This window comes from Photobacterium sagamiensis (assembly GCF_050337085.1).
Lineage (GTDB): Bacteria > Pseudomonadota > Gammaproteobacteria > Enterobacterales > Vibrionaceae > Photobacterium > Photobacterium sagamiensis.
Genome location: NZ_JAKJSP010000025.1, coordinates 47,903 through 60,593, shown reverse-complemented (window position 1 = coordinate 60,593; position 12,691 = coordinate 47,903). Strand labels below are relative to the sequence as shown.

12 protein-coding genes and 1 pseudogene are annotated in these 12,691 nt (G+C 43.9%); 8 read left to right on the top strand and 5 right to left on the bottom strand.

Features of this window, described 5'->3' with window-relative positions:
- Window positions 1–350 precede the first annotated feature (350 nt).
- The 3 genes from uxuA to L4D76_RS12955 form a co-directional block, all read right to left on the bottom strand.
- Window positions 351–1,532: a mannonate dehydratase gene (uxuA, locus tag L4D76_RS12965; protein WP_428441316.1), complete on the bottom strand. Its 1,182-nt coding sequence runs from the start codon at window positions 1,530–1,532 to the stop codon at window positions 351–353.
- 115 nt (window positions 1,533–1,647) lie between these two features.
- Window positions 1,648–2,436: an FCD domain-containing protein gene (locus L4D76_RS12960; RefSeq protein WP_428441381.1), complete on the bottom strand. Its 789-nt coding sequence runs from the start codon at window positions 2,434–2,436 to the stop codon at window positions 1,648–1,650.
- A 116-nt stretch (window positions 2,437–2,552) separates the two neighbouring features.
- A complete protein-coding gene (locus tag L4D76_RS12955) occupies window positions 2,553–3,536 on the bottom strand; it encodes a TRAP transporter substrate-binding protein (protein ID WP_428441315.1) in 984 nt (327 codons plus the stop codon).
- A gap of 311 nt (window positions 3,537–3,847) precedes the next feature.
- Between L4D76_RS12955 and L4D76_RS12950 the strand changes: the two genes are divergently transcribed.
- The 8 genes from L4D76_RS12950 to L4D76_RS12915 all read left to right on the top strand — a co-directional run bounded on the left by L4D76_RS12950 (window position 3,848) and on the right by L4D76_RS12915 (window position 11,572).
- The gene (locus tag L4D76_RS12950; RefSeq protein WP_428441314.1) at window positions 3,848–4,369 is read left to right on the top strand and encodes a TRAP transporter small permease; all 522 of its coding nucleotides are present in this window, start codon (window positions 3,848–3,850) and stop codon (window positions 4,367–4,369) included.
- A gap of 12 nt (window positions 4,370–4,381) precedes the next feature.
- Window positions 4,382–5,689, top strand: a complete 1,308-nt coding sequence (locus tag L4D76_RS12945) for a TRAP transporter large permease (protein ID WP_428441313.1) — start codon at window positions 4,382–4,384, stop codon at window positions 5,687–5,689.
- 79 nt (window positions 5,690–5,768) lie between these two features.
- The gene (locus L4D76_RS12940; protein WP_428441312.1) at window positions 5,769–7,235 is read left to right on the top strand and encodes a fructuronate reductase; all 1,467 of its coding nucleotides are present in this window, start codon (window positions 5,769–5,771) and stop codon (window positions 7,233–7,235) included.
- Window positions 7,236–7,297: 62 nt separating this feature from the next.
- Window positions 7,298–8,722 (top strand): glucuronate isomerase, encoded by a 1,425-nt coding sequence (gene uxaC / locus L4D76_RS12935; protein ID WP_428441311.1) that lies wholly within the window; start codon window positions 7,298–7,300, stop codon window positions 8,720–8,722.
- Entirely contained in the window at window positions 8,719–9,687 is a 969-nt protein-coding gene (locus tag L4D76_RS12930; protein WP_428441310.1) for a sugar kinase, read from the top strand. The genes uxaC and L4D76_RS12930 overlap by 4 nt, the downstream gene beginning before the upstream one ends.
- Entirely contained in the window at window positions 9,684–10,310 is a 627-nt protein-coding gene (locus L4D76_RS12925) for a bifunctional 4-hydroxy-2-oxoglutarate aldolase/2-dehydro-3-deoxy-phosphogluconate aldolase (protein WP_428441309.1), read from the top strand. Before L4D76_RS12930 ends, L4D76_RS12925 begins: the two co-directional genes overlap by 4 nt.
- 88 nt (window positions 10,311–10,398) lie before the next feature.
- Window positions 10,399–11,058 carry a hypothetical protein gene (locus L4D76_RS12920; RefSeq protein WP_428441308.1) on the top strand — a complete coding sequence of 220 codons (660 nt, stop codon included), beginning with the start codon at window positions 10,399–10,401 and terminating at the stop codon, window positions 11,056–11,058.
- On the top strand, window positions 11,051–11,572 hold the full coding sequence (locus L4D76_RS12915) for a YgjV family protein (protein WP_428441307.1): 522 nt from the start codon (window positions 11,051–11,053) through the stop codon (window positions 11,570–11,572). The genes L4D76_RS12920 and L4D76_RS12915 overlap by 8 nt, the downstream gene beginning before the upstream one ends.
- A 116-nt stretch (window positions 11,573–11,688) precedes the next feature.
- Here the strand turns inward: L4D76_RS12915 and L4D76_RS12910 are convergent, their stop codons facing one another.
- Together L4D76_RS12910 and L4D76_RS12905 are read right to left on the bottom strand one after the other, a co-directional pair.
- Entirely contained in the window at window positions 11,689–12,066 is a 378-nt protein-coding gene (locus L4D76_RS12910; RefSeq protein WP_428441306.1) for a hypothetical protein, read from the bottom strand.
- A gap of 8 nt (window positions 12,067–12,074) precedes the next feature.
- Window positions 12,075–12,541: pseudogene (locus L4D76_RS12905) on the bottom strand (NanQ anomerase/TabA/YiaL family protein).
- Window positions 12,542–12,691: the final 150 nt, after the last annotated feature.

Here is a 12,691-nt window from a genome sequence, read left to right as displayed (position 1 = left end):
CAATTATCGCGGCCCATTAAAAAATGGCTGTTAACTTTATTACTAGTAACCCATCAAGAATGAAGTCGACATTAACACCACGCCAACATGGTGTTAATGTTAATTTTAAATGACACAACTTTAATGATTTTGATTTTACTTGTGATTAATTAATCAATAATACCTTTATCTACGCATGTACAAATTCATAGCGTTGAAATAAAAAACACCACTTTAAGCTGCATTTGATATTTTAAACAAAGTCCTGATTTATAAACATAGCCATATTAACAAATAGGAACAATCACAAGGAATCAAAATAAATTTAAGTCGCTTTAATGGATAGACTTATTAAATTAACTATAGCTTATTTATAGAAAGAAAGTTCGTCTCAATGCCAATTCAAGACCACGAACCTCTGCCAAACCTTTCAGACGTCCAATCGCCGAATAACCTGGATTGGTTTTCTTTTTCAGATCATCCAGCATTTGATGACCATGATCCGGACGCATAGGAATTAAGCGTAGATCGCCATTCTCTTTACGGTGTTGCTCCTCCTTCAGAATTTCCAATACCACGTTATACATGTCAACATCACCTTCTAAGTGAGCCGCTTCATGGAAATTATTGGAATTATCTTCACGTTTCGTCGAACGTAAATGGGTAAAGTAAATACGATCGCCATATTGCTTGATCATATTAACAAGATCATTGTCACCACGAACACCATAGGAACCAGTACACAAGGTAATACCGTTCATTTTACTTGGGACAGCCTTCGTTAACCATTCAATATCATCGATAGTGGACACAATTCGAGGTAAGCCAAGAATGGGACGCGGTGGATCATCTGGATGAACAGCCAGTTTCAGACCGTAAGCTTCACAAACAGGCATTAACTCCTGCAGAAATGCCGCCATATGCTCACGCAGTGTTTCTTTATCAATGCCTTTATAACGATCCAACTGTACCTGAAAGGCTTCTAATGTGTAACCTTCTTCGGCACCAGGCAGGCCTGCGATAATGTTAGACGTCAGCTTTTGAATATCCGCTGGCGACATATTATCAAAATAGATTTTTGCCTGTACTTTTTCATTGTCAGAATATGTGTCTTCTGCACCAGGTCGTTTCAATATATGCAGTTCAAATGCAGCAAAAGCAATTTGATCAAATCGCAATGCTTTAGAACCATCCGGCATTTCAAATTCAAGATCAGTACGGGTCCAATCCAAAACGGGCATGAAATTATAACAAACAGTATCTATACCGCATTCTGCAAGATTACGCAGTGTTTGCTTATAGTTCTCAACCCACAGTGCATAATCACCCGTACGTGTTTTGATTTCTTCATGCACAGGTACACTTTCAACAACAGACCAGGTTAAACCTTTCTCTTCAATGATTGCTTTACGAGCCAGAATGTCCTCTTTACTCCAGACATGACCATTGGGGATCTGATGTAAGGCATTAACAATGCCGGTTGCACCCGCTTGACGAATATCATCTAACGATACAGGATCATTCGGGCCATACCAGCGCCAAGTTTGTTCCATGACAATCACCTTTTTTAGACATGACTGATCCCTTCGATAAAAATCTATCGAATCTAAATCAGTACTGGTTGTTATTTCGTTGCCATTAAAGATGGCGGAAAAGTGGGATACGCGTTTACTTCATATCCCTAAGGAGTAAAACTGGGTTAGAGCTGAATAAATAACCATCAAAATTAGGATCATCTATATCTGACAGCTCTAATAATCGTTGTTTTACATTTTCAAGGTGTTGCCACATTGCATTTTTTGCTGAGACAGGATCTTTCCTCTGCATCGCTGAAAGAATCTGCGCATGGTCCGCTAACCACTCTTCACGGTAAGCTTGATCTATGATATGAGATTGTAATTTTTTCCACATTGGACTCATTTCACGACGTTCCCAGGATTGCTTTAGCATATCTACCAATACGGAATTTTGAGTCGCTTCAGCAATGCAAAGGTGAAATTGCTCATCACCAATGTACTCACTTGAACCACTGGCCAACTCTTGTCGCTCTAATTCCAATGCAGCACGCATTTTCACGATATCACCCGGTGTTACCTGAGTCGCTGCAAATTCAGCGATATTACTTTCAAGTAACTGCCTTGCCTGTAACATTTCAAACGGTCCAGCATCATCACTGATGATCGCTTTTTTTCCATTAGATTTGTTTGGAATATTAAGGATATAGACACCTGAGCCTTTTTTCACCTCAACCAAGTTTTCAAGTTCAAGCATAATAATCGCTTCACGCACCACAGTACGGCTGACATTCAGTCGATCAGCAATGTCACGCTCAGGGGGTAAACGATCCCCGACTTGATAATTACCTTCAATTAGCTCTTGGCGAAGGATTAGACCTAGTTCCTGATAAGGTCGTTTGGTTTCAGATGGCATCATAATGATATTGTCACTCAATTTAATCACACTCATTACATGATCATAGCAACCACATAAAATTGGTCAACCTATTTCTCTTTACTTACGCAATGTCACAACACCTTTGCTGTTGCTAGCAATTCGCTAGCAACAGCACAGACTTATTGAACCGCTTGAATGCGCTCAACAATCGCCATCAACTCTGGCTTAGTTTTTGCGATATCAGCGTACATTGGTTTAACGGCCTCAACGAACGCCGCTTTATTAGGTGTTACAAATGTCACGCCCATTTTTTCCGCTTTAGCACGTTCTTTTTTCTCTGATTCAGCCCAAAGATCTTTCATCAGTTCCATAGAGTTTGTTGCTGCTTGTTTTAGTGCAGCTCTATTCTCATCAGACAACCCATCATACGCTTTGTTTGAAATAACCAGCACGTCTGGAACCATAGTGTGTTCATCCATGCTGAAGTATTTTGATACTTCGCTATGACGGCTTAAGCTGAAAGATGGAATGTTATTTTCTGCCGCATCGACTACACCCTGTTGAAGCGCAGTATAGAGTTCGCCGTAAGCAAGAGGCGTTGCGTTGCCACCTAGCGCATTCACCATACTAATGGCTGATGGGCTTGGTTGGACACGGATTTTCAGACCCTTCAAATCTTCAGGCGTATTAATTGGTTTAGAGGTATAGAAGCTGCGGGCACCTGCATTGTAATAGGTCAAACCGACGAAGCCACTGTCGCGCGATGAAGCCAAGATTTCTTCACCAACTTCTCCCTCTTGTACATTGAAGTAATGCTGTTGATCACGGAAAAGATATGGCAGGTTAAACGCAGAATACGCTGACGCGAAGGCTTCAAGTTCAGCAGCATTGGTTTTTACCATGTCTAATGCACCATTTTGCATTAATTCCATGGATTCACGTTGCGAACCTAGCTGTGCATCTGGGTAAATACGAATACGTACTTCACCATTAGTTAATTCTTTAACTTCTTTGGCCATAGACGTCATCGCTTTATGAACGGCGTGATCGCGGTTGTGGTTATGGCTCAGCTTGAGGGTGGTTGCAGCAAAAGCAGATGCTGAGCTACCAATTGTCAAAGCCGCACCAATAACAGCAGTAAGCAAACGTTTACGAGTCATCATTTTATTGTCTCCATTCAATTTGATTATCTTGACTATCCAGTTTTGTAGGGTATTTCCGAATTCGAAGTAATTATTGACGCCCTTTCATCTTTGGTCAAGAAGAAAGTCCAATTGGTTGACCCGAATCACAGAAATACCCATAAGATTGGTCAACCAATCTGGATGTGATCTGGATCGCATGACATGAATGCCTCCTCTAACTATAATCGGCTAATAGCTATGCTCCGCTGCAATTAATGACGGCATTTAACCACTCACCAATTGGTTAACCAGCATGATGCAGTGATTCTCCTAATGTAAGGAAACGAACAATGAATAAAGTGGTTGGATATGTGAATAGAGGGTTGGCATTTTTTACTGTCTCACTCTCTACCTTCCTTGTCTTTTGCGTTATTTGGCAAGTGATTTCACGTTACGTAATTGGTAAACCAAGTACGGTGACAGATGAACTGGCGCGTTATTTATTTATGTGGGTTGCCCTGATCGGTGCAGCCTATACAACAGGCCAAAAACGTCATTTGGCCATTGACTTACTGACAATGAAGCTAAGCGGCAAAAAGAAATTTGTTAATGAGATCATCATTCAGCTAGCTATCGCCGCCTTTTCATTGATTGTTCTGGTCTATGGTGGAACCAGTCTTGCCCTGAAAACGCTAGCCACAGGACAAGTCACCCCCGCTCTCGGGCTTGAAATGGGTTATGTCTATTTCTGCTTACCATTGAGTGGGGCCCTTATGATTTTCTACTCTGTTGTATTCAGCCTTGAAAAAGTAAAACTGCTTTTCCCTGGTAGATTTCTAACAACCGAAAAACAGTCACTGATCAATAAATAAAGGAATTTCATCATGGAATGGCAATTAATTCTTACACTCTTTGGCAGTTTTGCTGTCCTGCTCTGCCTGGGGATCCCGGTATCATTCGCTATCGGCCTTTCCTCGCTGGCAACAATTATGATGACGCTGCCGCTGGAACCGGCGATTGCCGTTGTCGCCCAACGTATGGCCGCTGGCTTAGATAACTTTGCTCTGTTAGCCATCCCGTTTTTTATTCTTGCGGGTAATATTATGAACCAGGGCGGGATTGCAATCCGCCTGATTAACTTAGCCAAAGTACTCGGTGGTCGATTACCTGGCTCGCTGGCACACGTGAACGTGATGGCGAATATGATGTTCGGTTCCATCTCTGGTTCAGCGGTTGCTTCTGCTGCTGCCGTTGGCGGTACCATGGCGCCACTGCAAAAGAAAGACGGTTATGATGAACATTTCTCAGCGGCAGTCAATATTACATCTTGCCCTACTGGTCTGCTGATCCCGCCAAGTAATACCCTGATCGTTTTTTCTTTAGTTTCTGGCGGTACCTCGATCGCCGCTCTTTTCCTGGCCGGTTACATTCCCGGTATTATCATGGGATTGAGCCTGATGGTTGTCGCGGGCATCATAGCCAAGCGCCGTGGCTACCCTATCGCAGCAAGACCAACGTTCGCCGAAGTTTGGGACACAACAGTTAAAGCAATTCCTTCTTTGATGCTCGTCTTCATTATTATGGGAGGTATCATTGGAGGTATTTTCACTGCAACCGAAGCCTCTGCGATTGCCGTTGTCTACACATTTTTACTGGCAGTGGTTTTTTACCGTGAAGTGACAATCAGACAACTACCAAAGATCATTTTGGAATCGGCGGTTACCACATCCATTGTATTACTGCTGGTTGGCGCATCGATGGGGATGTCATGGGCGATGGCCAATGCTGATATCCCTTACATGATTGCTGATGCATTAATGGCCCTGTCAGATGACCCAATAATCATCTTGTTAGTCATTAACTTGATTCTATTAATTGTGGGCATCTTTATGGATATGACGCCTGCGGTTCTCATTTTCACCCCGATCTTTTTGCCCGTCGCATTAGACATGGGGATTGATCCTGTCCACTTTGGCATCATGATGACCTTCAACCTGGCTATCGGTATCTGTACACCGCCTGTAGGCAGTGCTCTGTTTATCGGCTGTTCAGTGGCAAACGTATCAATCGATAAGATTATCAAGCCTCTGCTTCCATTCTACGCCGCGCTTGTTCTTGCACTGCTCGCCGTTACCTTCATTCCAGAATTGAGCTTGATACTCCCTAAACTGGTATTGGGTTACGGTTACTAATCACGCCCCCCCCTTTGCCATAGAGTTTAAATCAAACTATCCCGCCAGCATTATGCTAGCGGGATAAACGGAGAACCCGATGAATAAAAATATTGCAAATTCACAAATTAGTACTGGTGTAATACGTCCTGAATTTGATCGCACCACATTGAAAACTCGTATCGTTCATCTTGGTTTTGGTGCATTTCACCGTGCCCACCAGGCACTGTTTACCAGTGAAATGTTGGAAAAAACCGATAGCGATTGGGGTATTTGCGAAATCAATCTGTTTGGTGGTGAAGATCTGATCACTCAACTTCGCGAGCAAGATCATTTATACACTGTAGCCGAAAAAGGCGCTGACGCCACAACGGTTAAAATGATTAGTTCAGTCACCGAATCTCTACATCCGGCTTTCGATGGCCAGCAAGCCATCTTAGAAAAAATGGCACAAGAGCAAGTCGCCATTGTTTCAATGACAATCACTGAAAAGGGCTACTGTGCAGACCCGAGTACCGGTCGCCTCGATAAAAATAACAGCCTGATCAAAGCCGATTTGGCCAATCCAACAGCGCCTAACTCAGCGATTGGCTATATCGTTGAGGCATTACGTTTGCGTCGTGATCGCGGCCTGCAACCATTTACGGTGATGTCTTGCGACAACGTGCAAGAAAATGGCCATGTTGCCCGCGCTGCCGTACTTGATTTCGCACACATTGTTGATACAGAGCTCGCCGGCTGGATTGAAGGCAATGTGACGTTCCCTTGTACCATGGTTGATCGCATTGTACCGGCTGCAACCCCTGAAACATTGGCAGAAATCACTACCTTGGTCGGCGTTGAAGATCCATGCGGTATTGCTTGTGAACCATTCCGTCAGTGGGTCATTGAAGATAATTTTGTAAATGGTCGCCCAGAATGGGATGTTGCTGGTGCTGAGTTTGTTGCCGATGTTGTGCCTTTTGAAGAGATGAAACTGCGCATGCTAAACGGTAGTCACTCTTTCCTCGCTTACCTTGGCTATCTTGGCGGCTATGCCCATATCTCAGACACCATGACCAATGAAAGCTACCGCAAAGCCGCTTTTGACATGATGATGAAAGCACAAGCCCCAACGCTTAACATGCCTGAAGGTACCGACTTAGAAGGCTATGCCAAACTGCTTATCGAGCGGTTCACCAACCCAAGCCTGAAACACCAGACCTGGCAAATTGCAATGGACGGCAGCCAGAAGATCCCTCAGCGTATGGGCGGTTCGCTTCGCTTCCACCTAGAGAATGGGACTGACTACAAATGGCTGGCAATGGGGATCGCAGGCTGGATGACCTACATCAGCGGTGTTGATGAAAAAGCAAAGCCTATTGACGTGCGTGATCCAATGGCCGAGCAATTTAAAACCATTTACCAACAACACGGCATCAATACATCGGTCGTTAAAGCGCTGCTCGGTATTGAAGCCATCTTCGGTACAGACCTGATCAGCAACGAAAGCCTTGTTAGTGAAATCACAAATGCCTACCAGCTGATCATCACCAAAGGTGCTCGTGCTGCGGTTGCCTCTTTGTAATCATTTTCTTCTTCCCCTCAATGAGACGCGATCTCGTTGAGGGGAGTTTATTGGAGCCTTTTATGAAAGCTTTCCTATGCGAAAATTTTCTTCTATCTAACGAAGTCGCGCGTCGCTTATTCCACGATTACGCTAAAGACATGCCAATTTACGACTATCACTGCCACCTGAATGCTCAGGAAGTCGCGGAAAATCGTCGCTTCGATAACCTTGGTCAAATGTGGCTAGAAGGCGATCACTATAAATGGCGTGGAATGCGTGCCGCCGGTATTCCGGAATCACTGATCACTGGCAAAGACACAACGGACTTCGACAAGTACATGGCATGGGCCAAAACGGTTCCTCAAACTTTAGGTAATCCCCTGTATCACTGGACTCACCTAGAGTTACGCCGTCCATTTGGTATTACCGGCAAACTCTTCAGCCCTGAAACCGCCGAAGATATCTGGCACGAATGTAATGAAATGCTAGCCAGCCCGGAATTCTCCGCTCGTGGCATCATGACAAAAATGAATGTCGTGATGGCAGGAACAACCGATGACCCCATCCACTCGCTCGAGCATCATAAAGCCATCGCTGAAGACGACAGCTTTGATGTTGAAGTTGCACCAAGCTGGCGTCCTGACCGTGCATTCAAAGTCGAGCTAGAGGGCTTCGGTGAATACATGCAGCTTCTAGGTGAAGTAGCAGATATTGAAATTAATCGTTTCGCTGATCTACTAACCGCTTTAGATCGTCGTCTTGACCATTTTGCTGCCCACGGCTGTCGTGCTGCTGACCATGGTATTGAAATCGTTCGCTATGGCAATGTGCCTTCAGAAGCGTCACTGGATTCAATGTTAGTGCGTCGTTTAAACAACGAAACGCTAACAGACCAAGAAGTTGATCAGTTCAGCACCGCTGTTCAAGTATGGTTAGGTACCCAATATGCCAAACGCGGCTGGGTAATGCAGTTACATATTGGTGCGCAGCGCAACAACAGCACCCGTATGTTTAAGTTACTTGGCCCTGATTGTGGCTTTGACTCGATTGGCGATCGTCCGTTTGCCTTTGAATTAGCATCGCTCTTAAATGCGATGGACATTACCAACGAGTTACCAAAAACCATTCTGTATTGTCTAAACCCACGTGACAACGAGATGATGGCAACCATGATCGGTAATTTCCAGGGCGGTGGTATCGCAGGAAAAGTACAGTTTGGTTCTGGTTGGTGGTTCAACGACCAGAAAGATGGCATGCAACGTCAAATGGAGCAGTTGTCTCAACTGGGTCTTTTAAGCCAGTTTGTTGGCATGTTAACCGATTCTCGTAGCTTCCTGTCTTACACCCGCCACGAATACTTCCGACGTATTCTGTGCAATATGATTGGCCTGTGGGTCGAAAATGGTGAGGTGCCTAACGACATGGCAATGCTTGGAAAACTCGTGCAGGATATCTGTTACAGCAACGCAAAAGCCTACTTCAAGTTGCCAGGAGAATTGGCATGAAACGCATCGCAATTATTGGCGAATGCATGATTGAGCTAAATGGTGCCCCTTTCGGTACCATGAAGCAAACCTATGGTGGCGATTCGCTAAATACCGCCGTTTATCTGGCCCGCGTCGCTGGTCAATCGGTTGCCATTAACTATGTTACCGCGCTGGGTACTGACGCAATCAGTGAAGGTATGCTAAGCCGTTGGCAACAAGAAGGTGTAAACACCGACCTTGTACTCCAGGATCCTGCTCGCCAGCCCGGTTTGTATTTAATTCAGCTCGATGAACACGGCGAACGTACTTTCCTGTATTGGCGTAATCAGTCTGCGGCTCGTTACATGCTGCAGCACCCAGATTTTTCAGCCGTTGACAGCTATTTACATACCGTTGATATGGTGTATTTAAGTGGTATCAGCGTCGCTATTTTGCCGTCGGCCGATCGTCAGCGTCTAGTGGTATTACTGCAGCAGTTAGCGGCAAAAGGGGTCAAAATCGCCTTTGATTCTAATTACCGCCCTGCACTTTGGCACGATGCCGATGAAGCACGCCAGTGCTACCAGCAGATTCTGGCACTGACGGATCTTGCGCTGGTTACCGATGATGACGAACAAGCATTATGGGGTGACAAATCAACGACAGAATCTGTAAAGCGCTTGCAACAAAGCGGCGTAAAACAGATGGTACTGAAAATGGGCGCGCAGGGTTGTTTGTATCATGACTTCATTTCCGCTCAGTCAGAATTAATTGCAACAACGGCTGTTGCCCATGTTATCGACACCACCTCAGCAGGCGATGCCTTTAACGCAGGTTTCCTTGCCGGTTATCTTACCGAACAATCACCACGTGACGCCGCGTTACAGGGGCACCGACTTGCAGGTACGGTGATCCAGCACAAAGGCGCGATTATCCCTGCTTCGGCTACACAATCAATGAATTTTAATATTCAGCCTACCACTGAAAAGGACGCAATACGATGAGCACCACTATCGAACAACTAGCAGCAGTAAAAGTGATCCCAGTGATCGCCATTGATCGAGCTGAAGATATTATTCCATTGGGCAAGGCCTTGGCAGAAAACGGACTGCCAGCAGCAGAGATTACGTTTCGTTCTGATGCAGCGGCAGAAGCTATTCGACTCCTTCGTGAAGCTCAGCCAGACATGCTGATTGGTGCAGGTACGGTTCTAAACCGTGAGCAAGCTATTGCGGCTAAAGAAGCTGGCGCAACGTTTGTGGTTTCTCCGGGCTTTAACCCCAATACAGTGAAGGCATGCCAAGAAATTGGTATCGATATCGTACCAGGAGTCAACAATCCTACTGCGGTTGAAGCGGCTCTTGAAATGGGATTAACCACGTTGAAATTCTTTCCAGCTGAGGCATCTGGCGGGATCAATATGCTGAAATCACTGCTTGCACCTTACACCCAAGTACAATTCATGCCGACAGGCGGTGTTAACACCAAGAATGTTAATGATTATCTGGCGCTTGATCGCGTATTCGCTTGCGGTGGCACCTGGATGGTCGACAAAAAAATGATCAATGAAGGTCGTTGGGACGAAATTGGTCGCTTAGCACGTGAGGCGGCTGACCTGGTTAAATAAGCACACGCTTAATCCAGTAAAAAAATAGTAAGGCTTCCAGAGGGAAGCCTTACTATTAATACCAAGCTAAATAATTCAAGGACGGTAAATGAAAATCGCATTCCTTCATACCCTCGCGGCAAATATTGACCTGTTTACACCTTATATAAGGCAATACTTACCTGATTCTGATGTAAGGATCACTGTAGAAGTAGACCATCATCTACATGAAGAATTGCTAAAAGAGGCAATGACCACCGGTATTACTCCTGAACTACGCAAGAATGTCACTCAAGCTATTGAAACAATTGCGAAACAAGGCGTTGATATTATCGTATGCACCTGCTCCACCATTGGTGCTCTGGCAGAAGAAACTCAGTTAAATGGTTGCTGTATCTTGCGTGTTGACCGTCCGATGGCTGAAGCAACCGTTCAGCATCAGCGCGTTTTAGTACTGGCTGCTGTGGCCAGTACACTAGAGCCAACACTGGAATTATTGGAACAAGTCAAAGGTTCACACTCCCCTCAGGTCTGCTCAGCTCTCATCCCTGATGTCTGGGCTTTTTATTTTGCCAAGGACTACGAAAACTATGCCCGTACCATTGCTCGCTATATTGGCACAATCAAAGCGAAGTATGATGTGATTATGCTTGCTCAGGCGTCCATGGCACCAGCTGTAACTTATTGCCGTTCTTCCTCGACACCAATATTAACGAGCCCTGAACTTTGCCTTCAATATCTTCAAAGTCAGGTAATAATCAATGTATGAAATACCTGAAGTCAATCTTGCACAAGGAATAGGCCTCATCGCTTACTTTGTCGGTGCCAGCGCATTCTTTCATCAGGATGGGAATAAATTCCGACTGCATTTAACCTTTTTCCAGGTCATTATTTGTATTCATTTTATATTGATGGGCGCGATTACCGCAGCCTTTGGTTGTGCTATTAGCGCCGTAAGAAGCTATACGTCAACCAGAACTGATTCTAGCAAAGTCATGTGGGGGTTTATCTGCTTATTATGGATCATGGGGGTACCTAACCTACAGCACAGCTACGAACTGCTAACATTATTTGGCGCTTCCGTTGCCACATGGGGATTATTTAAAGCTCAGGGCGTCAATATGCGCTTGCTAATTTTGTTTAATTCACTTTGCTGGTTGATCAATAACCTACTACTCGGTTCTATCGGCGGTAGCTTGATGGAGGCCACTTTTATCGTAGTCAATATTATTACCATCAGTAAGTTAATTAGAAAAGATGTGGCTATACCGCAAGGTGATTAATCAAAAAACAGTGTTCCCAACAAAAAAAGAGTTCACACCAATAATTAGATATGAACTCTACATGCGAATACTTTGCACAAATAACAACGTTTATCTCAAGCTAGGTATTATAATATTCATTTGGCTATCAGCTTATTTTTGTATGCTTTCATTTCTGGAATAAAGGTTAACTTGTCAGCTGACATTTTATTACCATCAGGCATTTTAATATGAGTTACAGCCCATATCACACAACCCTCTGCCAAATTAAACAGTACTCTCGTTTGAGTAAACAACTGACCATCATCAAAGGCAGTGCTCACTGCCATTGCTTGTCCAGACCAGCTCTCATTCACAATATGCTGCTCAAACGGTAATTCAAGTGTTAACATTTCCGGTTCAACATCTTTAATCACTTTCATGAAAATGCGCGTTCCTGAGCCGTGTTTCTCTGTCCACAATTTATGAGGGATATTATTGTCATTCCAACTTAGAAGAGAAATTTCTTGGTTCATATCATTACCTAATTAATTAGTGACTTGTCTATTTTTATTACAGCTTTTCTAACTGGTCCTGGTTGTTTTACCGCAATTAATGGTCGATGTGGTTGGCCGGGATAGAAAACAACAAAGTCATTTTCAGTCAGTGTGATATATTTTTCGTCGACAACAGATTCGCTAAACGCTACATCCTTTACAACCAAAAGATCATCTTCAATTTCACTAAAAGGATGCAGGCTATAGCCAAACATTTCTTCACCTTGAAGAACGATTTGTACATCAAGATATTGTTGATGTATTTCCGACCGTCTTTTGTCTAAACATTCTGTCTTATCGTCAACTACAAAAAAAATACATTATCCCCGTCTAAACGATAAGTACCATTATGAACATTACTTTCCAGCATATTTTTCACATGCGAAATAATTTCTATCAGCTTAGGCGACAAGCTTGAAATTAATGATAATTGGTTTAGATTCCCTGTAAACAAGATTGCTCCTAATATATTAACATTCAAAAACAATAGGTAAGATTAAATTATTACAACCTACTCTTTGATTAATATAATCATGAAAACATATATCTTATTATAGCCACATATCAAAATTGGTTGACCAAATTACAACCAAAAGTCGATCTG